Below are 26,248 nucleotides of genomic sequence, written 5' to 3'. Positions count from 1 at the left end.
GGTCTCATGGGTCCAATGCCTCGCGGTCCTGGCGCAGCTCGTCGATGCTGGCCGAGAACAGCCGCGAGCCACGCAGCACGCGCGCGCGCGCCTGCCAGATGGCCAGCAAGCCGACGAACAGGAACAGGCCGGTGAAGGTGGCCAGCGCCGCCAGCCGGTGCTCATCCCACAGGGCCACGGTGATCAGGATGGCCAGAAAGCCCACGCCGAGCGCCAGGCACACCAGGGCGATGGCCCCGTAGGCCACCAGCCCGGCGAGGCGCAGCACCTCCTCCTGGGCCTCGACGCTGAACAGTTCCAGGCGGACCTGGGCCAGTTCGACCAGCGTGGCCGCCAGCCCGCGCACGGAGGCCGAGAGGCGTTGAGCGGACGGCTCCATGGCGGCGCTCAGCGCCGGGCGATGAGCATGCCGATCAGCAGGCCCACGCCAGCGGCGGTGCCGATGGCCTGCCAGGGGTGCTCGTGCACGTACTCGTCGGTGGCGCGGGCGGCTTCCTTGGTGCGGGCAGCGACGGTTTCCTCGATGTCGCCCAGCTTGTGCCGGGCGGCGATCAGGTTCTCGCGGATGCGCTCGCGCATCTCGATCACCTTGCCCTCGGTTTCGTTGGCGGTGGCTTGCAGCAGCTCTTCGGCGTCGGTGATGACGCGCTGCAGATCGCGCACGAGCTTTTTCTTGCTGGTTTCGGTGGTGGCGTCGGCCATGGCGGGCTCCTTTCCAGGCGGTTGGGACAATCGATCGGAAAAACCGATAGTGCGATCGCCCAAGGATACGCAGGTTCCCACGAAAAAGGCGCCCGAAGGCGCCTTTTGCGGTCTGGTCCTACAAGGATCTCAGCTGTTCTTGACCGAATCGGGGTTTCGCAGGCGGATGTGCAGCTCGCGCAGCTGCTTTTCGTCCACCGGGCTGGGCGCCTGCGTGAGCAGGCACTGGGCGCGCTGGGTCTTGGGGAAGGCGATCACGTCGCGGATCGACTCGGCGCCCGTCATGAGGGTGACGATGCGGTCCAGGCCGAAGGCCAGGCCACCGTGCGGCGGCGCGCCGTACTGCAGCGCGTCGAGCAGGAAGCCGAACTTCAGGCGCTGCTCTTCGGGGCCGATCTTGAGCGCGTCAAAGACCTTGGCCTGCACGTCGGCGCGGTGGATACGGACCGAACCGCCGCCGATTTCCCAGCCGTTGAGCACCATGTCGTAACCCTTGGCGATGCAGCGGCCCGGGTCGCTGACCATGAAGTCCTCGTGGCCGTCTTTGGGCGCGGTGAAGGGGTGGTGCACCGCGGTCCAGCGGTCTTCCTCGTCGTCGTGCTCGAACATGGGGAAGTCCACCACCCACATCGGCGCCCAGCGGTCCTCGAACAGGCCGTTCTTCTTGCCCAGCTCGCTGTGACCGATCTTGATGCGCAGGTTGCCGATGGCGTCGTTGACCACCTTGGCCTTGTCGGCGCCGAAGAACAGGATGTCGCCGTTCTGCGCGCCGCTGCGCTGCAGGATGGCCTCGAGCGCCGCGTCGTGCAGGTTCTTCACGATCGGGCTCTGCAGGCCGTCGCGGCCCTTCGCCACGTCGTTGACCTTGATCCAGGCCAGGCCTTTGGCGCCGTAGATCTTGACGAACTCGGTGTACGCATCGATCTCGCTGCGGCTCATCTCGCCGCCGCCGGGCACGCGCAGGGCCACCACGCGGCCGGTCTTCATCTGCGCGGGCGCGCTGAAGACCTTGAAGTCCACGTCGGCCATGACGTCGGTGAGTTCGGTGAACTCCATGGTCACGCGCAGGTCGGGCTTGTCCGAGCCGTAGCGGTGCATGGCTTCGGCGTAGGGCATGACCGGGAACTCGCCGAGGTCGATGCCGAGCACGTTCTGGAACACCGTTTTGATCATGCCCTGGAACATGTCGCGGATGTCCTGCTCGGTCAGGAAGGAGGTCTCGATATCGATCTGCGTGAACTCGGGCTGGCGGTCGGCGCGCAGGTCCTCGTCGCGGAAGCACTTGGTGATCTGGTAGTAGCGGTCGAAGCCGGCCACCATCAGCAGTTGCTTGAACAGCTGGGGCGACTGCGGCAGCGCGAAGAACATGCCGTCGTGCACGCGGCTGGGCACCAGGTAGTCGCGCGCGCCCTCGGGCGTGCTCTTGGTGAGCATCGGCGTCTCGATGTCGATGAAGCCGTTGGCGTCGAGGAACTTGCGCACTTCCATGGCCACGCGGTAGCGCAGCATCAGGTTGCGCTGCATGTAGGGGCGGCGCAGGTCGAGCACGCGGTGCGTGAGGCGGGTGGTCTCGGACAGGTTGTCGTCGTCTAGTTGGAACGGCGGCGTGACCGAGGGGTTGAGCACCTTCAGCTCGTGGCACAGCACCTCGATCTTGCCGCTCTTGATGGTGTCGTTGGTGGTGCCCTCGGGGCGCGCGCGCACCAGGCCGACCACCTGCACGCAGAACTCGTTGCGCACCTCTTCGGCCGTCTTGAACATCTCGGGACGGTCCGGGTCGCAGACCACCTGCACCGTGCCTTCGCGGTCGCGCAGGTCGATGAAGATGACGCCACCGTGGTCGCGCCGGCGGTTCACCCAGCCCGACAGCGTGACGGTTTGGCCCATCAGGGCTTCGGTCACCAGACCGCAGTAGTGGCTTCGCATGGACATGGGGTCTTCTTTCTCAGGGTTGCGTCTCGGCCTCGGCCGCGAGCGGGATCTTGGGGTTGCGGGGGCCGCCGGGCACGATGACGCCCATGGACACGATGTAGGTGAGGGCCTCGTCCACGCTCATGGCGAGCTCGACGCAGTCGCGCGCGCGCAGCAGCACGAAGTAGCCGCCCGTGGGGTTGGGCGTGGTGGGCACGTAGACGCTGAGGAACTCGTCTTGCGGCGGGTCGCTGCCGGGTCGGGCCTGCAGCTGCTCCAGCAGGTCGCCCTGGGGCGAGCCGGTGAGGAAGGCGATGGTCCACATGCCCTCGTGGGGCCACTGCACCAGCAGCGCCTTGCGAAAGGCGTTGCCCTTCTCGGAGAACAGCGTGTCCGACACCTGCTTCACACCCGAATAGATGGAGCGCACCACCGGAATGCGGTGCAGCAGCGCGTGCCACCAATGCACCAGCTTGTTGCCGATGATGTTGGAGGCCAGCGCGCCGATGGACAGCACGATCACCAGCGCGAACAGCACGCCCAGCCCGGGCACGTGCACGCCCAGCCAGGCGTCGGGGCGCCAGGACGTGGGCAGGATGTTCAGGGTCTGGTCCAGGGTGCCGACCACCCAATCGAGCACCCACAGGGTGACGATGAGCGGCACCAGGACCAGCAGGCCCGAGAACAGCCACTTGCGCAGGGCGGTCATGCGGGCCCGATCAGGTGCTGGGGGTGGACGGCGTGGCCGGGGCGGGGGCCGGGGCCGGCGCGGCGGCCGACTCGGTCTTGGCGCCCGCGGCCGGCGCGGCGCTGGCCGCGCCATCGGCGGGCTTGCTGTCGCTCGGGGCGGCCGCCACGCCGGAATTGGCGCCGCTGCCGTTGCCGCCGCGGAAATCGGTCACGTACCAGCCCGAGCCCTTGAGCTGGAAGCCGGCGGCGGTGAGCTGCTTGCGGAAGGCATCGGCCCCGCAGGCCGGACAGACGCTCAGCGGAGCGTCGGAGATCTTCTGGAGCACGTCCTTGGCGTGGCCACAGGACTCGCACTTGTAGGCGTAGATGGGCATAAGTACTCGAATCACCCCCGCCGCGCTGCGCGCGACCCCCTCAAGGGGCAACACCTGCGGCCTGGCAAAGCCAGTTCCGCGGTGTTTCTCGGTTCGACCGCTTCATGCGTCGCGGGTCGCGCCGAGCGCGGCGGGGAATGGATAAACAAAGGACGCGCCCGCCCGGAGCCGGCGGACAAAGCCGGCGATTATAAATTCCGGGGGTATTCCCTGGCCCGGCCCGGCCAGCTCACCACAGGCGCACGCGCAGCAGCAGCTGGGTCAGCACCAGCCCCAGCGCAAAACCGATGCCGCCGTAGACGATGCCCTGCAGCAGCCGGTTGGTGCGCCGCTGCTCGGCCAGCAGCACGTCAAGCTCCTTGCGCAACTCGTTCGGCCGGTGCTTGAGGTAATCGTGCATCAGCCGGGGCAGCGCGGGCAGCAGCTTGGCGTACTGGGGCGCCTCGGCCTTGAGCTGGGCCAGCAGCTTCTGCGGGCCGAGCTGCTCCAGCATCCACTTTTCCAGGAACGGCTTGGCGGTGGCCCACAGGTCCAGCTCGGGGTCGAGCTCGCGGCCCAGGCCTTCGATGTTGAGCAGGGTTTTCTGCAGCAGCACGAGCTGGGGCTGGATTTCGACCTGGAAGCGCCGCGAGGTCTGGAACAGGCGCATCAGCACCATGCCCAGCGAGATTTCCTTCAGCGGGCGGTCGAAATAGGGCTCGCAGACCGCGCGGATCGCTGACTCCAGTTCGTCGACCCGGGTCTCCGGCGGCACCCAGCCCGATTCGATGTGCAGCTCGGCCACGCGCCGGTAGTCGCGCCGGAAGAAGGCCGTGAAGTTCTGCGCCAGGTACTCCTTGTCGTGCTCGGTCAGGGTGCCGACGATGCCGAAATCGAGCGAGATGTAGCGGCCGAAGCTGGCCGGCGCCACGCTCACCTGGATGTTGCCCGGGTGCATGTCGGCGTGGAAGAAGCCGTCGCGGAACACCTGGGTAAAGAAGATGGTGACGCCGTCGCGCGCCAGGCGCGGAATGTCCACGCCCAGGCGGCGCAGTTCGTCGACGCGGTTGATGGGCACACCGCTCATGCGCTCCATCACCATCACGTCGTTGCGGCACCAGTCCCAGACCATCTCGGGGATGAGCACCAGGTCCAGTCCGGCCATGTTGCGGCGCAGCTGGGCGGCGTTGGAGGCCTCGCGCAGCAGGTCCAGCTCGTCGTGCAGGTATTTGTCGAACTCGGCGACCACCTCGCGCGGCTTGAGGCGTCGGCCATCGGCCGACAGGCGCTCCAGCCAGCCGGCCATCAGGCGCATGAGGGCCAGGTCCTTCTCGATCACCGGCAGCATGTTGGGCCGCAGCACCTTGACGGCGACCTCGCGTCCGGCCTCGCGGCCGCCGCGCAAGGTGGCGAAATGCACCTGGGCGATGGAGGCACTGGCCACGGGCTCGCGCTCGAAATGGCTGAACACCTCGTCGAGCGGGCGGCCGAAGGCGCGTTCGATGGTGGCGATGGCGATCTCGCTGGGGAACGGCGGCACGCGGTCCTGCAGGCGGGCGAGTTCGTCGGCGATGTCGGGTGGCAGCAAGTCGCGTCGGGTGGACAGCACCTGGCCGAACTTCACGAAGATCGGGCCCAGGCGCTCGAGCGCCTCGCGCAGGCGCTGACCGCGCGGGCTGTCCAGGCGGCGGCCAGTGGAAACGATGCGGGTGAGCCGGCGGATCCACGGGTGATCGAAGCTGGAGAGCACGAGCTCGTCGAGCCCGTATCGCAGCACCACCCAGACGATGAAGCCACCGCGCAGGAACCGGGTCACTCGAACGCCTCCGCGCGGTGCGCTGCGGTGCGGTCGCCCTCGGCCAGCCGGGCCGCGATCATGCGGCGCCCCCGCCGGAGCCCGGCGGGCGGGGCATGCGGGCGACGAAGCCCTTGAGCGCCTGCGCGGCCTGGCGCGCGAAGCCGACCAGGGTGTGCGCCGCCGCGTCGCCCATCAGGCGCGAGAGGTCTTCCTCCACGTCCCAGCGCACGTTGTCCACCAGCCAGGCCACTTCGGCGGCGAACTGCACGTCGCCCTGGATGTCCACGGCCGGCTTCTCGCCGGCCAGCACCCGCCGCGCCAGCTCGGCGGGCGAGGCCTGGGTGAGGCTCACGGTGAGTTCGGGCGGGTGCAGCATGGGGTCGACACGCTCCAGCAGGCCGGCGCGCGTGGGCGCCACGCAGAAATGGAAATCGCCCCACTGCACGCGCAGCGGCTTGCCGGCCTGGCGGCGCAGCCGCTCGGAGGCCGCCGGCTCCTGCTGCAGCACGTGGTTGAGGAAGAGCACCAGCTTGTTCTGCAGCTCGTCGATCACCCAGCCGGGTGGGCGCAGGGCCTGCAGGATGGAGCGCAGCGGATCGGTCGGCGCGCCGGCCGGGCCTTGCGGGCCGGCCGGGCCGGCACCAGAAACGGAATCGGGTGGTACATGGGCCATGACCACCCGATTCTGACGGATAACGGGCGCCGCGCCGGCGCCGCGTCGGCTTACTGCAGGGCCTGCACGCCGGCCACCAGCCAGCCGCCCGGACCGCTCTTGGGTCGGGTGATGTTCCAGACCTCGCGGAAGGGGTTGGGACCGGCCGAGGGCTCCTCGCGGATCAGGCCGGAAAACTCCACGCTGGCCATGTACTCGCCGTCGAGCTCCTCGATGCCCAGCAGCTGCGCCTCGAGCATCACCACCTCGGTGTGGTGGGCCGCGCCGGGACCGCTGCGCTCGCGCTCGGCCAGCTGGCCCTTGATCTGCTCGAGCATCTCGTCGGTCATCATGGCGCGCAGGCTGGGGATGTCGGACTTGTCCCAGGCGGCCTGCAGGTTCACGAAGTTGGCCTTGGAGGCCTTGAGGAAGCCTTCGGTGTCAAACCCGGTCGGGATGCCCCAGGTCTGGCGGCCCTGCAGGGCCGAACCGATCATGGAGCCGTGGCCGCTGTCGAGCGAGGCGGGCGCGCTGCGCTCCCAGGGGCGGGCCGAGGCGTCGTTGCCCACGTTCTTGGGGCTGTAGCTGGCCGGCGTGGCGGGCTCGAGGTCGAGCGGCGCACGCGCCGTGGCACCGGCCGCGCCCTGGTACGCCAGGCCACCGCTGCGGCCGGCGGCCTGGACCGGCGCCTTGCGGCGCATCACCATGCCGACGACGGCCAGCACCACCACGGCCAGCAGGGCGAACAACAGGAACTGCGCGAAGGCCTCGCCGAAGCCCAGGGCCGAGGCCAGCCAGGCCAGGCCCAGACCGGCCGCGAGGCCGCCCAGCATGGCGCCCCAGGGGCGCTTGGGCGCGGCGGCGGCCGGGGCGGCGTTGGCCGGGCGCTGGGCAGCGGCGTTCTGCGTGGGCGCTGGCGCGGCCTGCTGGGCGGGCGCCTGGTTGGGTGCGGTCGGCGCGGTGCTGCGCTGCGTCACGTTGCCGGACTGCTTGCCGAAGGACCCGCCGCCGCCCAGGCGCTTGGCCATCACGTCGGCGGAACCGACGGCCAGGGCGCAGGCCAGCAGAAAGGACCAGAGTTTGTGTTTCTTCATGCGATGTGTCTCCGATTGCAACGATTCCGACGCCGGGGGCCGAGGGGCCACCCGATCAACACTTGATGCCCAGGTGCAAGGCGACGACACCCCCGGTGAGGTTGTGCACATCGACGTGTCCGAAGCCGACCCCCTTCATCATCTGCCGCAGGCTCTCCTGGTCCGGGTGCATGCGGATGGACTCGGCCAGGTAGCGGTAGCTCTCGGCGTCCCCCGCCACCAGCTGGCCCAGTTTCGGCAGCACATTGAACGAATACCAGTCGTACGCCTTCTCCAGCGGCTTGGCCACCCGGGAAAACTCCAGAACGAGCAGTCGGCCACCGGGTTTGAGCGTCCGATGCATTTCGGCCAGCGCAAGTTCCTTGTGCGTCATGTTGCGCAGGCCGAAGGCCACCGAGACGATGTCGAAGCTGGCGTCGGCGAAGGGCAGCTTCTCGGCGTCGCAGACCATGGTGGGCAACACCACGCCGGCGTCCAGCAGCCGGGTGCGGCCCTCGCGCAGCATGGCCTCGTTGATGTCGGTGTGCACCACGCGGCCCGTGGGGCCGACCTGGCGCGCGAAGGCCAGGGAGAGGTCGCCGGTGCCGCCCGCGATGTCGAGCACCTGCTGGCCAGGCCGGGCGTTGGCCACGGTGACGGCGTAGCGCTTCCAGAGCCGGTGCAGCCCGCCCGACATCAGGTCGTTCATCACGTCATAGCGCGAGGCGACGGAGTCGAACACGCCGCGCACGCGCCGCGCCTTGTCGCCCTCGTCGACGGACTGGAAGCCGAAATGGGTCTGTGCCATGGCGCCGGCTCTCAGTGGTGGCCGCAGCCGTGGCCGGCCGCGGCGGGCATGGGATCGTCGCGGCCCACGCCCGCCGCCTGCAGCCGGGCCTCGTAGTCGGCCCAGAGCTGCGCCTGCTGCGAGCCCAGGAAGTACAGGTAGTCCCAGGAGAAGATGCCCGACTCGTGGCCGTCGTCGAAGGTCGGCTGGATGGCGTAGTTGCCGATCGGCGCCAGCGAGACCAGGCGCACCTCGCGCTTGCCGGTCTGCAGCACCTCCTGCCCGGGGCCGTGGCCCTGCACCTCGGCCGAGGGCGAATAGACGCGCATCAGCTCGAAGGGGATGCGGAAGGTCTGGCCATCCGAGAAGGCCACCTCGAGCACGCGCGAGGCGCCGTGCACGGTGATGTCCTGCGGGATGGGGGTGTTGCGGTCCAGGCCGGCCATGGTCGGTCTCCCTTGAATCAGACGAGCACGCGCTCGATGCCGCCCTGGTTGGCGCGGGCCACGTACTCGGGCAGCCAGTTCTCGCCCAGGATGTGGCGCGCCATCTCGACAACGATGTAGTCGGCCTCCAGCAGGCCGTTTTGCAGGTCGTCGCCGTAGCGGGTGAGGCCCTGCAGGCAGCTCGGGCAGCTGGTGAGGATCTTGACGTTGTCCTCGGCGCCGACGGCGCCGCTGGCGCGCAGCGCCGCCTCGCCCTTGCGGATCTCTTCTTCCTTGCGGAACCGCACCTGGGTGGACACGTCGGGGCGCGTGACGCCCAGCGTGCCCGATTCGCCGCAGCAGCGTTCGCTCTTGAGCACCTGCTCGCCCACCAGCGCCTTCACGGTCTTCATGGGCTCCTGCAGCTTCATGGGGCTGTGGCAGGGGTCGTGGTACAGGTAGGCACCCTTGGATTCGAGGCGAATGCCCTTCTCCAGCAGGTACTCGTGGATGTCGACGATGCGGCAGCCCGGGAAGATCTTCTCGAATTCGTAGCCCTGCAGCTGGTCGTAGCAGGTGCCGCAACTCACCACCACGGTCTTGATGTCCAGGTAGTTGAGCGTGTTGGCCACGCGATGGAACAGCACGCGGTTGTCGGTGATGATCTTCTCGGCCTTGTCGAACTGGCCCGAGCCGCGCTGCGGGTAGCCGCAGCACAGGTAGCCGGGCGGCAGCACGGTCTGCACGCCGGCGTGCCAGAGCATGGCCTGGGTGGCCAGGCCGACCTGGCTGAACAGGCGCTCCGAGCCACAGCCGGGGAAGTAGAAGACCGCTTCGGTCTCGGCCGTGGTGCCCTGCGGGTTGCGGATGATGGGAACGTAGTCCTTGTCTTCGATGTCCAGCAGCGCGCGCGCGGTCTTCTTGGGCAGGCCGCCCGGCATCTTCTTGTTGATGAAGTGGATGACCTGCTCTTTGATGGGCGCCGGGCCCAGGGTAGCCGGCGGCGCGCTGGTCTGCTTGCGCGCCACGCGCTTGAGCAACTGGTTGGCCAGGCGCTGCGCCTTGAAGCCCACGCCGACCATGGCCGTGCGCATGAGCTTGATGGTCTCGGGCTGGGTGGCATTGAGGAAGAACATGGCCGCCGCGTTGCCGGGACGGAAGCTCTTCTGGCCCATCTTGCGCAAGAGGTTGCGCATGTTCATGGTGACGTCGCCGAAGTCGATCTTCACCGGGCAGGGCGTGAGGCACTTGTGGCAGACCGTGCAGTGGTCGGCCACGTCCTCGAACTCCTGCCAGTGCTGGATGCTCACGCCGCGGCGCGTCTGCTCTTCGTAGAGGAACGCCTCGATCAGCAACGAGGTGGCCAGGATCTTGTTGCGCGGGCTGTAGAGCAGGTTGGCGCGAGGCACGTGGGTGGCGCAGACCGGCTTGCACTTGCCGCAGCGCAGGCAGTCCTTCACCGAATCGGCGATGGCGCCGATGTCGCTCTGCTGCATGATGAGCGACTCGTGTCCCATGAGGCCGAAGCTGGGCGTATAGGCGCGCGAGAGGTCGGCGGTGTGGGCGCCGTCCATGGCGCCGCGCAGCAGCTTGCCCTTGTTGAAGCGGCCCTCGGGGTCCACCTTGGCCTTGTAGTCGGCGAACGGCTGGAGCTCCTCGTCGGTGAGGTACTCCAGCTTGGTGATACCGATGCCGTGCTCACCCGAGATCACGCCGTCCAGGCCGCGCGCGAGCACCATGATGCGGTCCACCGCCTCGTGCGCGGTCTGCAGCATCTCGTAGTCGTCGCTGTTCACCGGGATGTTGGTGTGCACGTTGCCGTCGCCCGCGTGCATGTGCAGGGCCACCCACACGCGGCCCTTGAGCACGCGCTTGTGAATGGCGTTGCACTCGGCCAGCAGCGGGCCGAAGGCGGCGCCGGCAAACAGCTGCTGCAGCGGCGCGCGGATCTGGGTTTTCCAGCTCGCGCGCAGGCTGTGGTCCTGCAGCTGCGGGAACAGGCGGTCCACGTCCTGCAGCCAGCCGCCCCAGAGGGCGCGCACCTCGCGCACCAGGGCCAGTGCCTGCTGCACGCGGTCTTCCATCAGTTCGGCGGAGGGGATCTCGCTGGCGTCGTCGCCCTTGCCTAGGGGCAGGTTGCCGCGCTGGAAGAAGGCCTCCAGCTCGTCGGCCAGCCGGATCTTGTTGCGCAGCGAGAGCTCGATGTTGATGCGCTCGATGCCCTCGGTGTACTCGCCCATGCGCGGCAGCGGGATCACCACGTCTTCGTTGATCTTGAAGGCGTTGGTGTGTTTGCTGATGGCGGCCGTGCGCTTGCGGTCGAGCCAGAACTTCTTGCGCGCCTCGGGGCTGATGGCGGTGAAACCCTCGCCGTGGCGCGTATTGGCGATGCGGATGACCTCGCTGGTGGCGCGCGCCACCGCGTCCGGGTCGTCGCCCACGATGTCGCCGATCAGCACCATCTTGGGCAGGCCGCCGTTGCCCTTCTTGCTCTTGGTGGCGTAGCCGACCGCCTTCAGGTAGCGGTCGTCCAGGTGCTCCAGGCCGGCCAGGACCACGCCCGAGCGCTTCTGCTCGGCGAACATGAAGTCCTTGATCTCGACGATGCTGGGCACGGCGTCCTTGGGGTTGCCGAAGAACTCCAGGCACACGGTGCGGGTGTGCTCGGGCATGCGGTGCACGATCCAGCGCGCGCTGGTGATCAGGCCGTCGCAGCCCTCTTTCTGGATGCCCGGCAGGCCCGAGAGGAACTTGTCGGTGACGTCCTTGCCCAGGCCTTCCTTGCGGAAAGTCTTGCCCGGGATGGCCAGGGTTTCGGTGCGGCGCGGGGTCTTGCCGTCGGGCGCGAAGTAGCGCAACTCGAAAGTGGCGACCTCGGCGTCGTGGATCTTGCCGCGGTTGTGGTCCAGGCGGGTCACCTCCAGCCACTCGGCCTGGGGCGTGACCATGCGCCAGCTGACCAGGTTGTCCAGCGCCGTGCCCCACAGCACGGCCTTCTTGCCGCCCGCGTTCATGGCCACGTTGCCGCCGATGCACGAGGCCTCGGCGCTGGTGGGGTCGACCGCGAACACGTGGCCGGCGCGCTCGGCCGCGTCGGCCACGCGCTGCGTGACCACGCCGGCCTCGGTCCAGATGGTGGGCAGCGGCTCGTCGTGCCCGGGCACCTTGACCCATTCCACCTCGGTCATGGCCTCGAGCTTCTCGGTGTTGATGACCGCGCTCTTCCAGGTCAGCGGGATGGCGCCGCCGGTGTAGCCGGTGCCGCCCCCGCGCGGAATGATGGTCAGGCCCAGTTCGATGCAGCCCTGCACCAGGCCGGCCATTTCGGCCTCGGTGTCGGGCGTGAGCACCACGAAGGGGTATTCCACCCGCCAGTCGGTGGCGTCGGTGACGTGCGAGACGCGCGACAGGCCGTCGAACTTGATGTTGTCCCGGGCCGTGAGCCGGCCCAGGGCCTTCTGGGCGCGCTGGCGCAGGGCCGCGACCTCGTCAAAAGAGCGGGCGAAGGCCTCGACGGCGGCGCGGGCGGCCACCAGCAGCTCGCCCACCAGGGCGTCGCGGGCCGGGTCGTCCTGGGGCGTGCGGCGCTTCTGCACCTCGGCCAGGCGGTGGTTCAGGGCGTCGACCAGCTGCCCGCGGCGCTTGGCGCTGGACAGCAGGTCGTCCTGCAGGTAGGGGTTGCGCTGCACGACCCAGATGTCGCCCAGCACCTCGTACAGCATGCGGGCCGAACGGCCAGTGTGGCGCTCGCCGCGCAGCTGGTCCAGCAGCGACCAGGAGCGCTCGCCCAGCAGCCGGATCACGATCTCGCGATCCGAGAAGGAGGTGTAGTTGTAAGGAATCTCCCGCAAGCGGGGGGTATCGTCCGTGGCGGTGGCAAGCAACGTGAGCGGGGTGGGAGCGTTCATGGGGCACCCGGCACCGTCATAGGGCACCGAGGCGGGGATGGTATCGCAGCGCAACATCCCATCCCTTCCTTATGGAAACCCCCCGTTGTCATACCCGGGCAACACCTGTGCAATCGATCCGTCACACCAGACCGATAGCCTGCGGCTTCCGCAGCATCCCCTACCCGAGGAGCCTTTCATGAAAAACCGATTCCTGCCCCTGGCCGGTGCCGTCGCCCTGGCCGCCACCCTTGCCGGCCCCGCCCACGCCCAGACCGAGATCCAGTGGTGGCATTCCATGGGTGGCGCCCTGGGCGAATGGGTCAACGACCTGGCCAAGGACTTCAATGCCAGCCAGACCCAGTACAAGATCGTGCCCACCTTCAAGGGCAGCTACGACGAGTCCATGACCGCCGCCATCGCGGCCTTCCGGGCCGGCAACGCCCCGCACATCCTGCAGGTCTTCGAGGTCGGCACCGCCACCATGATGGCCAGCCGCCAGGCCATCGTGCCCGTGGGCGAGGTGATGAAGAAGGCCGGCGTGACCTTCAACCCGGACGCCTACGTGCCCGCCGTGGCCGGCTACTACACCGCGCCCAACGGCCAGATGCTGAGCTTCCCTTTCAACAGCTCGACCACCGTCTTCCACTACAACAAGGACGCCTTCAAGGCCGCCGGCCTGGACCCGGACAAGCCGCCCAAGACCTGGCCCGAGGTGGCCCTGGCGGCCGGCAAGCTCAAGGCCTCGGGCCACAAATGCCCCTTCACCACCAGCTGGGTGAGCTGGACCCAGCTGGAGAGCTTCTCGGCCTGGCACAACACCGAGTTCGCCACCCTGGGCAACGGCATGCGCGGCCTCAACACCCGCCTAAGCTTCAACAGCCCGCTGCACGTGCGCCACATCGAAAACCTGGCCAACATGGCCAAGACCGGCCTGTTCGTCTACAAGGGCCGCGGCAACGCCGCCGACGCCACCTTCGTCTCGGGCGAGTGCGCCATGGTGACCGGCTCCTCGGCGCTGTACGGCAACGTCAAGCGCAACGCCAAGTTCACCGGCGGCATCAGCACCCTGCCCTACTACCCCGACGTGGCCGGCGCGCCCCAGAACACCGTCATCGGCGGCGCCAGCCTGTGGGTGATGTCGGGCAAGAAGGAGGCCGAGTACAAGGGCGTGGCCCAGTTCTTCGCCTTCCTGTCCAAGCCCGAGGAAGCCGCCAAGAGCCACCAGCGCACCGGCTACCTGCCGGTGACCAAGGCGGCCTACGAGCTCACCGAGAAGTCGGGCTTCTACAAGCAGAACCCGGGCACCGACGTGTCGGTGGAGCAGATGATCCGCAAGACCACCGACAAGTCGCGCGGCATCCGCCTGGGCAACTTCGTGCAAATCCGCACCATCAACGACGAGGAACTCGAACAGGTCTGGGCCGGCCGCAAGGCGCCCAAGCAGGCCCTGGACGACGCCGTCAAGCGCGGCAATGAGCTGCTGATCCGCTTCGAAGCCGCCAACAAGGGCAAGTGATGGCCCGCCGGGCGCCCCAGGCGCCCTGCCCGCCCCGCACCGGCGCGACCCGGGCGGGGCGGTTTTTGTTGTAGCGTCGCCCCTCCCCAAGTCCGCGAAACCCCCATGGAAAAACGCGTCCGGTTCCGATCCGCCTGGCTGCCCTGGCTGCTGGTGGCCCCGCAAATGGCGGTGGTGCTGGTGTTCTTCTTCTGGCCCGCCGCCCAGGCGCTCTACCAGAGCGTGCTTCAGCAGGACGCCTTTGGCATCTCCACCGAGTACGTGGGCCTGGCCAACTTCCAGCGCCTGTTCGACGACCCGGGCTACCTGGCCTCGTTCAAGGTAACGGCCCTGTTCTCGGCGATGGTGGCCGGCTTCGGCCTGGTGATCGCCCTGCTGCTGGCCGTGATGGCCAACCGCGTGCTGCGCGGCGCCTCGGTCTACAAGACCCTGCTGATCTGGCCCTACGCCGTGGCGCCGGTGGTGGCCGGCGTGCTGTGGCTGTTCATGTTCGCCTCGCCCTATGGGGTGGTGGCCCACGCGCTGCGCTGGCTGGGCATGGACTGGAACCACCTGCTCAACGCCGACCACGCCCTGGCCCTGATCGTGATGGCCGCCGTGTGGAAGCAGATCTCCTACAACTTCCTGTTCTTCCTGGCCGGCCTGCAGTCCATCCCGCAGTCGCTGATCGAGGCCGCCACCATCGACGGCGCCTCGCCCTGGCGGCGCTTCTGGACCATCGTCTTTCCCCTGCTGTCGCCCACCACCTTCTTCCTGCTGGTGATCAACGTCGTCTACGCCTTCTTCGACACCTTCGCCATCGTGGACGCCACCACGCACGGCGGCCCGGGCAAGGACACGGCGATCCTGGTCTACAAGGTCTACTACGACGGCTTCAAGGCCCTGGACATGGGGGGCTCGGCGGCGCAGTCGGTGATCCTCATGGGCATCGTCATCGCGCTGACGGTGCTGCAGTTCCGCTTCGTCGAGAAGAAAGTCCAATACTGAGGAGCCGGCCATGATGATCGAACGACGCCCCGTCCTCACCGCCGTCTCGCACCTGATCCTGCTGATCGGCGTGCTGGTGGTGGCCTTTCCGGTCTACATCACCTTCGTCGGCTCCACCCAGACGGCCGAGCAGATCGCCAGCAGCAACCCGCTGTCGCTGGTGCCCGGCAGCCACTTCCTGGAAACCTACCGGCTCGCGCTGTTCGGCGGCAAGACCTACAGCGGCTCCACCATCGCGCCGGTGGCGCCCATGCTGTGGGTCAGCTTCGTCTGCGCCATGGTCATCGCCATCGGCAAGATCGCGATCTCGCTGCTCTCGGCCTTCGCCATCGTCTACTTCCGCTTTCCGGCGCGCGGCCTGGTGTTCTGGATGATCTTCGTCACCCTGATGCTGCCGGTGGAGGTGCGCATCGGCCCCACCTACGAGGTGGTGTCGGACCTGGGCATGCTCAACAGCTACGCCGGCCTCACGGTGCCGCTGATCGCCTCGGCCACCGCCACCTTCCTGTTCCGCCAGTTCTTCCTCACCGTGCCCGACGAGCTGGTGGAGGCCGCGCGCATGGACGGCGCCGGGCCCATGCGCTTCTTCTGGGACGTGCTGCTGCCGCTGTCGCGCACCAGCATCGCGGCGCTGTTCGTCATCCAGTTCATCTACGGCTGGAACCAGTACCTCTGGCCGCTGCTGGTGACCACCAGCGAGGACATGTACCCCGTGGTGCTGGGCATCAAGCGCGCCATCTTCGGCGAGGTCTACGTGGAGTGGAACGTGGTCATGGCCACGGCCATCCTGGCCATGCTGCCGCCGGCCATCGTGGTCATGCTCATGCAGAAATGGTTCGTCAAGGGCCTGGTCGACACCGAGAAATAAAGAGACGCTCCATGGCAACGCTGCAATTCAAGAACGTCATCAAGCAATACCGCCAGGGCAAGCAGTCCCTGCAGGTGATCCACGGCGTGAGCGCCGACATCGCCGACGGCGAGTTCATCGTCATCGTCGGCCCCTCGGGCTGCGGCAAGAGCACGCTGCTGCGCATGGTCGCCGGCCTGGAGGAGGTCACGGGCGGCGAAATCTGCATCGGCCCGCGCGTGGTCAACGAACTGGAGCCGGCCGAGCGCGACATCGCCATGGTGTTCCAGAACTACGCGCTCTACCCGCACATGAGCGTGTTCGACAACATGGCCTACGGCCTGAAGATCGCCAAGGTGCCCAAGGACGAAATCAAGGCGCGCGTGGACAAGGCCGCCCAGATCCTGGAACTGGGCCATCTGCTGGAGCGCAAGCCGCGCCAGCTCTCGGGCGGGCAGCGCCAGCGCGTGGCCATGGGCCGCGCCATCGTGCGCCAGCCGCAGGTCTTCCTGTTCGACGAACCCCTGTCCAACCTGGACGCCAAGCTGCGCGCGCAGACGCGCATCGAGATCCAGAAGCTGCACCGCGAGCTGGGCATCACCAGCCTGTTCGTCACGCACGACCAGGTCGAGGCCATGACGCTGGCGCAGCGCATGATCGTGATGAACGCCGGCCACATGGAGCAGTTCGGCACGCCGGAAGAGGTCTACAACCGCCCGGCCACCACCTTCGTGGCCAGCTTCATCGGCTCGCCGCCCATGAACCTGCTCAAGCAGGCCCCGGGCGGGCGCGAAGGCCGCCTCCTGGGCATCCGCCCCGAGCACCTGGACATCGGCCCCGAGGGCTGGGCGCTGCAGGTGGAGACGGTGGAGCTGCTGGGCGCCGAGCGCCTGGTGCACTGCCGCCTGGGCGAGGAAGCGGTGATCATCCGCACCCACGAGGACGAAGGCGCTCCGGCCGTGGGCAGCACCATCCACGCCCGCCCGCGCGAGGACCGGCTGCACTGGTTCGACGCGGCCTCCGGCCAGCGGGTCGAGGTCTGAGCGTGGCCACCCCCTGGCCCTACCCGCGCTGGATCGCGCACCGCGGCGCCGGCAAGCTGGCGCCGGAAAACACCCTGGCCGCCTTTCGCCTGGGCGCGGCGCACGGCTACCGCATGTATGAGTGCGACGCCAAGCTCAGCGCCGACGGCGTGGTCTTCCTGCTGCACGACGCCACGCTGGAGCGCACCACCAACGGCCACGGCGTGGCCGGCGAGCGCCCCTGGAGCGAGCTGAGCCGGCTCGACGCCGGTGGCTGGCACTCGCGCGCCTTCGCGGGGGAGCCACCCTGCACGCTGGAGACCCTGGCGCGACACTGCCAGGCGCAGCGGCACTGGCTCAACATCGAAATCAAGCCCACGCCCGGGCTGGAGCTGGCCACCGGCCGCGCCGTGGCCGCCGAGGCGCGGCGCCTGTGGACCGCCCAACCGGGCGATCCGCCGCTGCTGAGCTCTTTCCGCCCCGAAGCCCTGCAAGGTGCGCGGGAGACGGCCCCCGAACTGCCGCGCGGCCTGCTGATGGACGCCCCCTGGGACGGCTGGCAGCGGGTGGCACGCGAGCTGGGCTGCGTGGCCCTGGTGTGCAACCACGCCCTGTGGGACCGGGCCCTGGTGGACCTCGCGCGCGACCAGGGCTGGCGCGCCCTGGCCTACACGGTGAACGACGAATGGGCCGCGCAGCGGCTGATCGACCTGGGGCTGGACGGGATCATCACGGACCGGGTGGACCTGTTTTCCCCCGCCGGCTGAGCGCTTAACGGCCCCGCAGCCACCAGGCCAAGCTGCCCTGCACCAGCACCAGGGCCGCGTAGGTCGCCACCCGGCCGTCGCGGCCGAAGGCGATCAGCCCGGCCAGCAGCACCAGCACCCCACCGGTGACCAGGACGGCCAACTGGGTGCCGCGTCCGAAGCGCCCCGCCCGGCGCAAGCGCAGGCCCAAGGCGAGCACCAGAGCCACGCCCACGGCAGGCGCGATGAAGGCCAGCACATGCTCAAGGAGCAATACCGCGGTCATTGAGAAGGATCAAGGCCGTCCATAAGCGGCAAATTTTATAATCTGGGTTATGTCTGTCTGGACGCTCGGCATCAACCACCAGACGGCCCCGCTCGACCTGCGGGGCCGTTTTGCGTTCGCGCTCGACCAGATCCAGCCCACCCTGCACACCCTGCGCAGCGCCCTGCCGCGCCAGCCCGAGGCCACCCTGCTGTCCACCTGCAACCGCACCGAGCTCTACGGCGCGGGCGACCCGGCGGTGCTGGACCCCACGCTGGACTGGCTGGCCGGCGCCGGCGGCGTCAGCCCTCAGGTGCTGCGCGACCACGCCTACGTGCTGCGCGACGACCAGGCCGCGCGCCACGCCTTTCGCGTCGCCAGCGGCCTGGACAGCATGGTGCTGGGCGAGGCCCAGATCCTGGGCCAGATGAAAGACGCGGTCCGCGCCGCTGACGAGGCCGGCGCCCTGGGCACCACCCTGCACCAGCTGTTCCAGCGCTCCTTCGCAGTGGCCAAGCAGGTGCGCAGCTCCACCGAAATCGGCGCCCACTCCATCAGCATGACGGCCGCCGCCGTGCGACTGGCCTCGCAGCTGTTCGAGGACCTGCGCGAGGTGCGCGTGCTGTTCGTCGGCGCGGGCGAGATGATCGAGCTCGCCGCCACGCACTTCGCGGCCAAGACGCCCAAGGCCATGGCCATCGCCAACCGCAGCATGGAGCGCGGCGAGAAGCTGGCCCAGCGCTTCGGCGCCCAGGTGATGCGCCTGGCCGACCTGCCCGAGCAACTGCACCAATTCGACGTGGTGGTGAGCTGCACCGCCAGCACCCTGCCGCTGATCGGCCTGGGCGCGGTGGAGCGCGCGCTCAAGAAGCGCAAGCACCGCCCCATGTTCATGGTCGACCTGGCGGTGCCGCGCGACATCGAGGCCGAGGTGAAGGCGCTGGACGACGTTTACCTCTACACCGTGGACGACCTCGCCACCGTGGTGCAGACCGGCAAGGACAACCGCCTGGCCGCCGTGGCGCAGGCCGAGGCCATCATCGACGCCGGCGTGCTGAGCTTCATGCACTGGATGGAGCGGCGCGACCCCGCCAACGGCGTGGTGCCGCTGATCCAGCAGATCAACGCCCAGGCCGACGCCTGGCGCGCCCACGAACTCGGCCGCGCCAGACGCTTGTTGGCGCGCGGCGAGCCCGTGGAGGCCGTGCTGGAAGCGCTCTCCAAAGGCCTCACCCAGAAGATGCTGCACGGCACCCTGGCCGAGCTGCACAGCGGCGACGCCGCCGCGCGCGCGGCCACGGCCGAAACCGTCTCGCGCCTGTTCCTGCGCGACGGCCGGCCGCCCCAAGACCCCCGCTCCTAGCCCGCCCGGCGCGCGGTGGCCGTGGCGCGTCCAGCCACGGGCGCCTCGGCCAGGCACCGCCCATGAAACCCTTCGTCCGCCACGCCCTGCTGAAACAGCGCGCCCGCCTCCACGAACTCGACGCCCTGCTCTCGGCGCCCGACGTGGTGGAGGACATCGCGCGCTTTCGTTCCCTGAGCCGGGAGCACGCCGAGGCCAGCGAGGTGGTGGCCGTGTTCGACCGCTTCCTGGCCCGCGAAGCCGACGAGCAGGCCGCGCGCGACCTGCTGCGCGACCCCGAGATGGCCGCCATGGCGCAAGAGGAGATCGCCGCCTGCGCCGCCGACCTGGCGGCGCTGGACGGGCAGTTGCAGACCCTGCTGCTGCCGCGCGACCCCGACGACGCCCGGCCGGCCTTCCTGGAGATCCGGGCCGGCGCTGGCGGTGACGAATCGGCCCTGTTCGCCGGCGACCTGGCCCGCATGTACAGCCGCTACGCCGAGCGCCAGGGCTGGCGCGTCGAGCTCATGAGCGAATCGCCCAGCGAACTGGGCGGCTACAAGGAGGTGGTGCTGCGCATCGACGGCGACGGCGCCTACGGCCGGCTGCGCTTCGAATCGGGCGGCCACCGCGTGCAGCGCGTGCCCGCCACCGAAAGCCAGGGCCGCATCCACACCAGCGCCGCCACCGTGGCCGTCATGCCCGAGCCCGACGAAGCCGCAACCATCGAGCTCAACCCGGCCGAGCTGCGCATCGACACCTTCCGCGCCAGCGGCGCGGGCGGCCAGCACATCAACAAAACCGACTCGGCCGTGCGCGTGACGCACCTGCCCACGGGCATCACCGCCGAATGCCAGGATGGCCGCAGCCAGCACAGCAACAAGGCCAAGGCCCTGCAGGTGCTGGCCGCCCGCCTGCGCGAGAAGGACCGCGCCGAACGCGCCGCCAAGGAGGCCGCCACGCGCAAGGGCCTCATCGGCAGCGGTGACCGCAGCGACCGCATCCGCACCTACAACTTCCCACAGGGACGGCTCACCGACCACCGCATCAACCTCACGCTCTACCAGCTCGCCAGCGTGCTGGAAGGCGAACTCGACGAGGTGGTGCACGCCCTGCAGGTGGCGCGCGGCGCCGAGCTGCTGGCCGAACTGGAACAGGCGGCGGCATGACGCTCGCCGAGACCCTGCGCGCCCTCCTGGCCGATGGCGTGCCGCGGCTGGAGGCGCAGCAACTGCTGCTGCTGGCCCTGGGCCGCGACCCCCAGGCGCGCGCCTGGCTCACGGCGCACGACGATCTGGCCCTGGACGACGCGGCCGGCATCCGCCTGACCGCCCTGGCGCAGCGCCACCGCGAAGGCGAGCCCATGGCCTATCTGCGTGGCGAGCAAGGCTTTCATGGGCTGGTGCTGCGCACGGATGCGCGCGCGCTGGCGCCGCGGCCCGACACGGAAACCCTGGTCGACTGGGCCCTGGAGGTACTGGCCGACCTGCCACCCGATGCGCGCGCCATCGACCTGGGCACCGGCAGCGGCGCCATCGCTCTGGCGCTGCTGCACGCCGCGCCGGACCTGCGCCTGACCGCCACCGACGCCAGCGAGGCCGCCCTGTCCCTGGCGCGCGACAACGCCCAGCGCCTGGGCCTGAGCCCGCGCTTCGCGGCCGGCGCCTGGCTGGCCGCCGTGCCTGGCGAGCGTTTCGAGCTCATCGTCAGCAACCCGCCCTACATCGCCGCTGGCGACCCGCACCTGGCGGCCCTGCGCCACGAGCCGCTCTCGGCCCTGGTCTCGGGCGCCGACGGGCTGGACGACATCCGCACCATCGTGGCCCAGGCCCCCAGCGCCCTGGCGCCGGACGGCTGGCTGCTGCTCGAACACGGCCACGACCAGGCCGAGGCGGTGCAGGCCCTGCTGCGCGCCGCCGGCTTCGAGGCCGTGGGTGGCCGCACCGACCTGGCGGGCATCGTGCGCTGCAGCGGCGGGCGCTGGCCGGCGGCGCGATAATTCCCGTTCTTTCGGGGCGCGCCCCGCCAGCAGGACCACGACATGAGCGACACCCAGACCCGCATCGACCAACTGGTCAAATCCCACGACATCGTGCTCTTCATGAAGGGGAGTGCGAGCTTTCCCATGTGCGGTTTCTCGGGCCGCGCGATCCAGATCCTCAAGGCCAGCGGGGTCGACCCGCGCAGCCTGTTCACGGTGAACGTGCTCGAGGACGACGCCATCCGCCAGGGCATCAAGGACTACAGCAACTGGCCCACCATCCCGCAGCTCTACGTCAAGGGTGAGTTCATCGGCGGCTCGGACATCATGATGGAGATGTACCAGTCGGGTGAGCTTCAGCAGGTACTCAGCGCGCAGAACTGAACCCCATCCGTATCGCCACCGAAGCCGCCCACCGGGCGGCTTCGTGCTTTTGGCACGCTCTGCACGAAAGTGAACGCCAGCGGGCCTTTTCCGGTCCTTATCAGGGAGCCGGAATGGCACGCACCGTGCTTGAATATGCTCACTGCCGCGTTCGAAGGAGAGTTCCATGAGCAGCTCACGCAGCCTGGTCGCGCCATCCCCCCTGGGCCTGCCCATCGCCCAGATGCGCAGCGTGTTCAACACGGACGAAGTCGAGCGCAAGCTGGCCAAGCTTCAGGCCAGCGGCAACGAACGCGAACACGAAGGCCTGCGCAACACCTGGCAGCGCATGCTCGAGCGCGGCCCGCAGCGCTTCGCCGTCAAGCCCTCCGGCCTGCCCGACATGGCGCCGCTCTATGAACTCATGCCCAACTTCGGCGAGGCCCTGGACGACGTCAAACGCCACGTGGCCCTGAGCCAGGACAGCCGCGACAGCCTGGAGGTGACGCCGATGCTGCTGCTGGGCCCGCCCGGCGTGGGCAAGACGCACTTCGCGCGCCAGCTCGCCGACCTGCTGGGCACCAGCATGAACCTGGTGCCCATGAGCAGCATGACCGCCGGCTGGCTGCTGTCGGGGTCCTCGTCCCAATGGAAGGGCGCCCGCCCCGGCAAGGTGTTCGAGTCGCTGGTGGACGGCCAGTACGCCAACCCCGTGATCGTGGTGGACGAGATCGACAAGGCCAGCGCCGACGCCCAGTACGACCCGCTGGGCGCGCTCTACAGCCTGCTCGAACACGACACCGCGCAGCACTTCGTCGACGAGTTCGCCGAGGTGGCGATCGACGCCAGCCAGGTGATCTGGGTCACCACGGCGAACGACGAGCGCGCCATTCCCGAGCCCATCCTCAACCGAATGAACGTGTTCGAGATTCAGCCGCCCTCACCCGAAGCGGCGCGCAAGATCGCGGCCAACCTGTACCGGGGCATCCGCGGCGAACACGACTGGGGCCAGCGTTTCGACCCCGATGTGCCCGCCGACGTGCTGGACGTGCTCGGCGGCCTGCCACCGCGCGAGATGCGCCGCGCGCTCGTCACCGCCTTCGGCAACGCACGCCTGGACCAGCGCTACCGCCTCGAACCCGAGGACCTGCCACGCGGCGGGCCGGCCAAGGGCCGCCTCGGCTTCCTTCAGTAAGGGGTTTCAGGCGTCGGGGTGCGCCCACTGGCGCGCCGCCGCCTGCACGGCGTTCGGGTACTCGCTGCGACCGCGGCTGCCGTTGTAGCGGCCCAGGGCCATGAAGGCGTTGCCGCGCTCGCGGTCCAGGTAGTGCCGCAGGATCACGCAGCCGAAGCGCAGGTTGGTCTGCATGTGGAACAGGCCGCCCACGTCGCCGTCGCCGATGAGGCGCGCCCAGAACGGCATGATCTGCATGTAGCCGCGCGCGCCCACGCTGGAGATGGCGAACTTGCGGAAACCGCTCTCCACCTGGATCAGGCCCAGCACCATGGTGGTGTCCAGCCCCGCGCGGCGGGTCTCGTACCACACGGTCTGCAGGAACTCGATGCGGGTCTGGAAGTCGGGCTTGCGCCGGCGCAGGCGCTCGCTGTTAGCGCCCAGCCAGCGCAGATAGGCCAGCCGGCGCTCGGTGTCGAAGAACTCGGGTACCGGAGGCGTGTCGTTGGCGATGGCCGCGCTCAGCGCCGTGCGCACGGAATCGGCCAGGGGCTCCTCCAGCTGGCCAGCCCGCGCCGCTGGCGGCAGCCAAGCCCCGCCCACCAGAGCGGCCATGGCGGCCAGCCCGTCGCGCCGGGTCCAGCCGCCCGCGTTCATGCCGTGAGGCGGGCCTTTACGTGGGCCGCCACTTCCGCCAGTGGCACGGCCGTGGCCGCACTGTCCCGCCGGTGCTGGTATTCGGCCTGACCGGCCTTCACGCCCCGGTCGCCCAGGGTGATGCGGTGGGGCACGCCGATGAGCTCCCAGTCGGCGAACATCGCCCCGGGTCGTTCTCCACGGTCGTCCAGGATCACATCCACGCCTTGCTCCAGCAACTGGGAGTAGAGATTGTCCGCCGCCGCCTTGACTTCCGGGCTGCGGTCCATGCCGATCGGGCACACCACCACGGTGAACGGCGCGATCGCGTCCGGCCAGATGATTCCGCGCTCGTCGTGGTTCTGTTCAATCGCCGCCGCCGGCAGGCGCGTAATGCCAATGCCGTAGCAACCCATCTCGAAATGCTTGGGCTTGCCGTCCTCGTCGAGGAAGGTGGCGGCCATCGAGCGGCTGTACTTGGTGCCCAGGTAGAACACGTGGCCGATCTCGATGCCGCGCTCGATCGCCAGCACGCCCTTGCCGTCGGGCGAGGCGTCGCCCTCGACGATGTTGCGGATGTCGGCCACGCGCGTGGGTTCGGGCAGGTCGCGGCCCCAGTTCACGCCGGTGAGGTGCACGTCGGCCTCATTGCCGCCACAGACCCAGTCGGCCATGACGGCGACCTCCCGGTCCACCACCAGTTCCACCGGCTGCTTGAGCCCGATGGGGCCCAGGTAGCCCGGCCGGCAGCCGAAGTGCGACTCGATCTCGGGCGGGGTGGCAAAGCGCCAGCCCTGGTCGAGGCCGGGCACCTTGCCCACCTTGACTTCGTTCATGTCGTGGTCACCGCGCAGCAGCAGCAGCCACACCTTGGAGGCCTTCACCGCCCCGGCGTCGTCGAGCGTGTCGGTGGCCAGCACGATGGACTTGACCGTGGTGGCCAGCGGAACGCCCAGGAACTGCGCCACGTCGGCGCAGGTGCTCTTGCCGGGGGTGGGCGTGCGCGCCAGGGGGTTGGCCGGCGCGGGACGCGGCCCCTGAGGCGCCAGCGCCTCGGCCTTTTCCAAGTTGGCGGCGTAATCGCTGCCAGGGCAATAGACGATGGCGTCCTCGCCCGTGGCGGCGATCACCTGGAACTCCTCGCTCAGGTCACCGCCGATGGCGCCGCTGTCGGCCGCGACCGCGCGGTACTTCAGGCCGAAGCGGTCGAAGATGCGCCGGTAGGCCTGGGCCATCACCTCGTAGCTGCGCTTGGCGCTGGCTTCGTCGCGGTCGAAGCTGTAGGCGTCCTTCATGATGAACTCGCGCCCGCGCATGAGTCCGAAGCGCGGCCGGCGTTCGTCGCGGAACTTGGTCTGGATCTGGTACAGGTTCTTGGGCAGCTGCTTGTAACTGCGCAGCTCCTGGCGAGCGATGTCGGTCACCACCTCCTCGCTCGTGGGCTGCACCACGAAGTCGCGGTCGTGGCGGTCCTTCACGCGCATCAGCTCGGGGCCCATCTTCTCGAAACGGCCACTTTCCTGCCAGAACTCGGCCGGCTGCACCACGGGCATGGTGAGCTCCACGGCACCGGCGCGGTTCATCTCCTCGCGCACGATCCGCTCGACCTTGCGGATCACGCGCAGCCCCATGGGCATGTAGTTGTAGATGCCCGCCCCCAACTTGCGAATCATGCCGGCGCGGGTCATGAGGCGGTGGCTCACCACCTCGGCGTCGGCAGGCGCTTCCTTGAGCGTCGTGATCAGGAACTGGCTGGCTTTCATGAAGGGGCCTGCACCGGGAGGTGCGCGAAAGGGGGTTCAGGAGGGGTGGCGCCGGCACCGCTTGCGGGTATATCCCTAGGCGGGACGCGGGGCCGTGCGGTGTGCGATCACTTCGCTGGGCGCGGGGTGCGATGCATAATGGTCGCAGTTCAAAAATCGAGGTTGATTATGCTTGACAGAGAGGGCTTCAGGCCCAATGTCGGCATCATTCTGCTCAACCAGAAAAACCAGGTGTTCTGGGGCAAGCGCATCCGCTCCCATTCCTGGCAGTTCCCGCAAGGGGGCATCGACCGCGGTGAAACGCCCGAACAGGCGATGTTCCGCGAACTGCACGAGGAAGTCGGACTGCGCCCCGAGCACGTGGCCATCGTGGCCCGCACGAAGGACTGGTTGCGCTACGAAGTGCCTGACCGCTTCATCCGGCGGGATGCCCGCGGCCACTACAAGGGGCAGAAGCAGATCTGGTACCTGCTGCGCCTCGTCGCGCAGGACTGGCACCTGAACCTGCGCGCCACCAGCCACCCGGAGTTCGACGCCTGGCGCTGGAACGACTACTGGGTGCCGCTAGACGTGGTCGTCGAATTCAAGCGCGGCGTCTACGAGATGGCCTTGACCGAGTTGGCGCGTTACGTCCCGCGCCAGGACGGCGGCCGCGGCCGCTACCCGCGCCACCACCCGGGGCGCGGCTATCGCCCGGTTGATGGCTTTCCCGCCGCCGAGGCGCCGCCCGGCCTGGAACTGCCCCCCGGCGCCAGCTTCGACCCCGGGCCCCAACCCAGCATTCGCCCCGAGGGCGCCGTCTCCAAATGAACAACCGGTTCTTCCGCGCGGCGGCCTGTGCCGTCGCGCTGGCCTCCATGGGCGGCCCGCTCTGGGCGCAGTACCCGTACCGCGAACCCGAGACCTGGAAGGAAGGCGAGGTGGCGCTGCCGGCGCGCTTCAGCACCGACCGGCTCGTCACTGTCGAGATCGAAGACCGCTCGTCCTTCGAATACGGCATCGACCCGGACACGCTGAGCGTCGGCGCCGATGGCGTGGTGCGCTACGTCTTCGTGGCGCGCAGCCGCAGCGGGGCCCTCAATGCGCTCTACGAGGGGGTGCGGTGCAACGCGGCCGAGGTCAAGGTCTACGGCCGTTGGGACCCGGACAGCGCGAGCTGGCGCACCAGCGCCTCGGACGACTGGCAGCCAATGGACACGCGGGGCAGCACCCGGCGCGCGCTGAAGCTCGCGCAGTCCGGCCTGTGCGACGGGAAAGCCCCGAACGGGTCGCCGCGCCAGATCCTCCAGACGCTGCGGGGCGAGCACCCCTACCGTTTGCGCTGA

General features: G+C 69.0%; 26 protein-coding genes. 12 read left to right on the top strand and 14 right to left on the bottom strand.

Annotation, left to right across the window (positions count from 1 at the left end; genetic code table 11):
• Positions 1-4: 4 nt before the first annotated feature.
• The 11 genes from JNX00_RS05220 to JNX00_RS05170 all read right to left on the bottom strand — a co-directional run bounded on the left by JNX00_RS05220 (position 5) and on the right by JNX00_RS05170 (position 12,299).
• Complete coding sequence (locus tag JNX00_RS05220; protein WP_070399086.1) at positions 5-379, bottom strand: phage holin family protein; 375 nt, start codon at positions 377-379, stop codon at positions 5-7.
• Between the two features lie 8 nt (positions 380-387).
• Positions 388-702, bottom strand: coding sequence for a DUF883 family protein (locus tag JNX00_RS05215; protein ID WP_070399087.1), 315 nt, complete (start codon positions 700-702; stop codon positions 388-390).
• 129 nt (positions 703-831) lie between these two features.
• On the bottom strand, positions 832-2,634 hold the full coding sequence (gene aspS, locus JNX00_RS05210) for an aspartate--tRNA ligase (RefSeq protein WP_070399088.1): 1,803 nt from the start codon (positions 2,632-2,634) through the stop codon (positions 832-834).
• A gap of 13 nt (positions 2,635-2,647) precedes the next feature.
• The gene (locus JNX00_RS05205; RefSeq protein ID WP_204744303.1) at positions 2,648-3,322 is read right to left on the bottom strand and encodes a DUF502 domain-containing protein; all 675 of its coding nucleotides are present in this window, start codon (positions 3,320-3,322) and stop codon (positions 2,648-2,650) included.
• A 10-nt stretch (positions 3,323-3,332) separates the two neighbouring features.
• Positions 3,333-3,677 (bottom strand): FmdB family zinc ribbon protein, encoded by a 345-nt coding sequence (locus tag JNX00_RS05200; RefSeq protein WP_204744302.1) that lies wholly within the window; start codon positions 3,675-3,677, stop codon positions 3,333-3,335.
• A 229-nt stretch (positions 3,678-3,906) separates the two neighbouring features.
• Positions 3,907-5,472, bottom strand: coding sequence for a ubiquinone biosynthesis regulatory protein kinase UbiB (gene ubiB / locus JNX00_RS05195; protein ID WP_070399091.1), 1,566 nt, complete (start codon positions 5,470-5,472; stop codon positions 3,907-3,909).
• A 58-nt stretch (positions 5,473-5,530) separates the two neighbouring features.
• Positions 5,531-6,127, bottom strand: coding sequence for a hypothetical protein (locus JNX00_RS05190; protein WP_239478260.1), 597 nt, complete (start codon positions 6,125-6,127; stop codon positions 5,531-5,533).
• A gap of 50 nt (positions 6,128-6,177) precedes the next feature.
• A complete protein-coding gene (locus tag JNX00_RS05185; protein WP_204744301.1) occupies positions 6,178-7,200 on the bottom strand; it encodes a Tim44-like domain-containing protein in 1,023 nt (340 codons plus the stop codon).
• Between the two features lie 55 nt (positions 7,201-7,255).
• Positions 7,256-7,987, bottom strand: coding sequence for a bifunctional demethylmenaquinone methyltransferase/2-methoxy-6-polyprenyl-1,4-benzoquinol methylase UbiE (gene ubiE, locus JNX00_RS05180; protein WP_070399093.1), 732 nt, complete (start codon positions 7,985-7,987; stop codon positions 7,256-7,258).
• 11 nt (positions 7,988-7,998) lie between these two features.
• The gene (locus JNX00_RS05175; RefSeq protein WP_070399094.1) at positions 7,999-8,412 is read right to left on the bottom strand and encodes a DUF971 domain-containing protein; all 414 of its coding nucleotides are present in this window, start codon (positions 8,410-8,412) and stop codon (positions 7,999-8,001) included.
• Positions 8,413-8,429: 17 nt separating this feature from the next.
• A complete protein-coding gene (locus JNX00_RS05170) occupies positions 8,430-12,299 on the bottom strand; it encodes an FAD/FMN-binding oxidoreductase (RefSeq protein ID WP_204744300.1) in 3,870 nt (1,289 codons plus the stop codon).
• A 178-nt stretch (positions 12,300-12,477) separates the two neighbouring features.
• On the opposite strand from JNX00_RS05170, the gene ugpB reads away from it, so the two are divergent.
• The 5 genes from ugpB to ugpQ all read left to right on the top strand — a co-directional run bounded on the left by ugpB (position 12,478) and on the right by ugpQ (position 17,420).
• Complete coding sequence (gene ugpB / locus JNX00_RS05165; protein WP_070399095.1) at positions 12,478-13,797, top strand: sn-glycerol-3-phosphate ABC transporter substrate-binding protein UgpB; 1,320 nt, start codon at positions 12,478-12,480, stop codon at positions 13,795-13,797.
• Positions 13,798-13,902: 105 nt separating this feature from the next.
• A complete protein-coding gene (ugpA, locus tag JNX00_RS05160; RefSeq protein ID WP_070399096.1) occupies positions 13,903-14,784 on the top strand; it encodes a sn-glycerol-3-phosphate ABC transporter permease UgpA in 882 nt (293 codons plus the stop codon).
• Between the two features lie 13 nt (positions 14,785-14,797).
• Positions 14,798-15,652 (top strand): sn-glycerol-3-phosphate ABC transporter permease UgpE, encoded by an 855-nt coding sequence (gene ugpE, locus JNX00_RS05155; RefSeq protein ID WP_070399232.1) that lies wholly within the window; start codon positions 14,798-14,800, stop codon positions 15,650-15,652.
• 11 nt (positions 15,653-15,663) lie between these two features.
• Complete coding sequence (locus tag JNX00_RS05150; protein ID WP_204744299.1) at positions 15,664-16,674, top strand: sn-glycerol-3-phosphate import ATP-binding protein UgpC; 1,011 nt, start codon at positions 15,664-15,666, stop codon at positions 16,672-16,674.
• Complete coding sequence (gene ugpQ / locus JNX00_RS05145; protein ID WP_204744998.1) at positions 16,671-17,420, top strand: glycerophosphodiester phosphodiesterase; 750 nt, start codon at positions 16,671-16,673, stop codon at positions 17,418-17,420. Before JNX00_RS05150 ends, ugpQ begins: the two co-directional genes overlap by 4 nt.
• 4 nt (positions 17,421-17,424) lie before the next feature.
• On the opposite strand, the gene JNX00_RS05140 is transcribed toward ugpQ, so the two are convergent.
• Positions 17,425-17,673, bottom strand: coding sequence for a hypothetical protein (locus tag JNX00_RS05140; protein ID WP_139147043.1), 249 nt, complete (start codon positions 17,671-17,673; stop codon positions 17,425-17,427).
• A gap of 61 nt (positions 17,674-17,734) precedes the next feature.
• Between JNX00_RS05140 and hemA the strand changes: the two genes are divergently transcribed.
• From hemA to JNX00_RS05115, 5 genes are all read left to right on the top strand, one after another.
• Positions 17,735-19,027, top strand: coding sequence for a glutamyl-tRNA reductase (gene hemA, locus JNX00_RS05135; protein WP_204744298.1), 1,293 nt, complete (start codon positions 17,735-17,737; stop codon positions 19,025-19,027).
• 62 nt (positions 19,028-19,089) lie between these two features.
• Positions 19,090-20,175: a peptide chain release factor 1 gene (gene prfA / locus JNX00_RS05130; protein ID WP_070399101.1), complete on the top strand. Its 1,086-nt coding sequence runs from the start codon at positions 19,090-19,092 to the stop codon at positions 20,173-20,175.
• The gene (prmC, locus tag JNX00_RS05125) at positions 20,172-21,005 is read left to right on the top strand and encodes a peptide chain release factor N(5)-glutamine methyltransferase (RefSeq protein ID WP_204744297.1); all 834 of its coding nucleotides are present in this window, start codon (positions 20,172-20,174) and stop codon (positions 21,003-21,005) included. The genes prfA and prmC overlap by 4 nt, the downstream gene beginning before the upstream one ends.
• A gap of 42 nt (positions 21,006-21,047) precedes the next feature.
• Positions 21,048-21,371 carry a Grx4 family monothiol glutaredoxin gene (grxD, locus tag JNX00_RS05120; protein WP_070399103.1) on the top strand — a complete coding sequence of 108 codons (324 nt, stop codon included), beginning with the start codon at positions 21,048-21,050 and terminating at the stop codon, positions 21,369-21,371.
• 166 nt (positions 21,372-21,537) lie between these two features.
• Positions 21,538-22,545, top strand: a complete 1,008-nt coding sequence (locus JNX00_RS05115; RefSeq protein ID WP_204744296.1) for an AAA family ATPase — start codon at positions 21,538-21,540, stop codon at positions 22,543-22,545.
• 6 nt (positions 22,546-22,551) lie between these two features.
• On the opposite strand, the gene JNX00_RS05110 is transcribed toward JNX00_RS05115, so the two are convergent.
• Together JNX00_RS05110 and JNX00_RS05105 are read right to left on the bottom strand one after the other, a co-directional pair.
• Positions 22,552-23,181: a lytic transglycosylase domain-containing protein gene (locus JNX00_RS05110; protein ID WP_204744295.1), complete on the bottom strand. Its 630-nt coding sequence runs from the start codon at positions 23,179-23,181 to the stop codon at positions 22,552-22,554.
• Positions 23,178-24,923, bottom strand: coding sequence for a proline--tRNA ligase (locus JNX00_RS05105; RefSeq protein WP_070399106.1), 1,746 nt, complete (start codon positions 24,921-24,923; stop codon positions 23,178-23,180). Before JNX00_RS05105 ends, JNX00_RS05110 begins: the two co-directional genes overlap by 4 nt.
• Positions 24,924-25,091: 168 nt before the next feature.
• Here JNX00_RS05105 and JNX00_RS05100 point away from each other — a divergent pair, with 168 nt between their 5' ends.
• Both JNX00_RS05100 and JNX00_RS05095 read left to right on the top strand, forming a co-directional pair.
• Positions 25,092-25,733, top strand: coding sequence for an RNA pyrophosphohydrolase (locus JNX00_RS05100; protein WP_070399107.1), 642 nt, complete (start codon positions 25,092-25,094; stop codon positions 25,731-25,733).
• Entirely contained in the window at positions 25,730-26,248 is a 519-nt protein-coding gene (locus tag JNX00_RS05095; protein WP_204744294.1) for a CNP1-like family protein, read from the top strand. Before JNX00_RS05100 ends, JNX00_RS05095 begins: the two co-directional genes overlap by 4 nt.

Origin of the sequence: Hydrogenophaga sp. YM1 (genome assembly GCF_016903055.1) — a bacterium.
GTDB classification, from domain to species: domain Bacteria; phylum Pseudomonadota; class Gammaproteobacteria; order Burkholderiales; family Burkholderiaceae_C; genus Hydrogenophaga; species Hydrogenophaga borbori.
Note: the sequence above shows the minus strand (reverse complement) of the source record. Positions and strands in the feature narration are given on the sequence as shown.

Bases quoted from the DNA above. Each gene is read 5' to 3' on its own strand.
- JNX00_RS05220 (WP_070399086.1), bottom strand. From the start codon at position 379: ATGGAGCCGTCCGCTCAACGCCTCTCGGCCTCCGTGCGCGGGCTGGCG.
- JNX00_RS05215 (WP_070399087.1), bottom strand. From the start codon at position 702: ATGGCCGACGCCACCACCGAAACCAGCAAGAAAAAGCTCGTGCGCGAT.
- aspS (WP_070399088.1), bottom strand. From the start codon at position 2,634: ATGTCCATGCGAAGCCACTACTGCGGTCTGGTGACCGAAGCCCTGATG.
- JNX00_RS05205 (WP_204744303.1), bottom strand. From the start codon at position 3,322: ATGACCGCCCTGCGCAAGTGGCTGTTCTCGGGCCTGCTGGTCCTGGTG.
- JNX00_RS05200 (WP_204744302.1), bottom strand. From the start codon at position 3,677: ATGCCCATCTACGCCTACAAGTGCGAGTCCTGTGGCCACGCCAAGGAC.
- JNX00_RS05190 (WP_239478260.1), bottom strand. From the start codon at position 6,127: ATGGCCCATGTACCACCCGATTCCGTTTCTGGTGCCGGCCCGGCCGGC.
- JNX00_RS05185 (WP_204744301.1), bottom strand. From the start codon at position 7,200: ATGAAGAAACACAAACTCTGGTCCTTTCTGCTGGCCTGCGCCCTGGCC.
- ubiE (WP_070399093.1), bottom strand. From the start codon at position 7,987: ATGGCACAGACCCATTTCGGCTTCCAGTCCGTCGACGAGGGCGACAAG.
- JNX00_RS05175 (WP_070399094.1), bottom strand. From the start codon at position 8,412: ATGGCCGGCCTGGACCGCAACACCCCCATCCCGCAGGACATCACCGTG.
- JNX00_RS05170 (WP_204744300.1), bottom strand. From the start codon at position 12,299: ATGAACGCTCCCACCCCGCTCACGTTGCTTGCCACCGCCACGGACGAT.
- ugpB (WP_070399095.1), top strand. From the start codon at position 12,478: ATGAAAAACCGATTCCTGCCCCTGGCCGGTGCCGTCGCCCTGGCCGCC.
- ugpA (WP_070399096.1), top strand. From the start codon at position 13,903: ATGGAAAAACGCGTCCGGTTCCGATCCGCCTGGCTGCCCTGGCTGCTG.
- ugpE (WP_070399232.1), top strand. From the start codon at position 14,798: ATGATCGAACGACGCCCCGTCCTCACCGCCGTCTCGCACCTGATCCTG.
- JNX00_RS05150 (WP_204744299.1), top strand. From the start codon at position 15,664: ATGGCAACGCTGCAATTCAAGAACGTCATCAAGCAATACCGCCAGGGC.
- hemA (WP_204744298.1), top strand. From the start codon at position 17,735: ATGTCTGTCTGGACGCTCGGCATCAACCACCAGACGGCCCCGCTCGAC.
- prfA (WP_070399101.1), top strand. From the start codon at position 19,090: ATGAAACCCTTCGTCCGCCACGCCCTGCTGAAACAGCGCGCCCGCCTC.
- prmC (WP_204744297.1), top strand. From the start codon at position 20,172: ATGACGCTCGCCGAGACCCTGCGCGCCCTCCTGGCCGATGGCGTGCCG.
- grxD (WP_070399103.1), top strand. From the start codon at position 21,048: ATGAGCGACACCCAGACCCGCATCGACCAACTGGTCAAATCCCACGAC.
- JNX00_RS05115 (WP_204744296.1), top strand. From the start codon at position 21,538: ATGAGCAGCTCACGCAGCCTGGTCGCGCCATCCCCCCTGGGCCTGCCC.
- JNX00_RS05110 (WP_204744295.1), bottom strand. From the start codon at position 23,181: ATGAACGCGGGCGGCTGGACCCGGCGCGACGGGCTGGCCGCCATGGCC.
- JNX00_RS05105 (WP_070399106.1), bottom strand. From the start codon at position 24,923: ATGAAAGCCAGCCAGTTCCTGATCACGACGCTCAAGGAAGCGCCTGCC.
- JNX00_RS05100 (WP_070399107.1), top strand. From the start codon at position 25,092: ATGCTTGACAGAGAGGGCTTCAGGCCCAATGTCGGCATCATTCTGCTC.
- JNX00_RS05095 (WP_204744294.1), top strand. From the start codon at position 25,730: ATGAACAACCGGTTCTTCCGCGCGGCGGCCTGTGCCGTCGCGCTGGCC.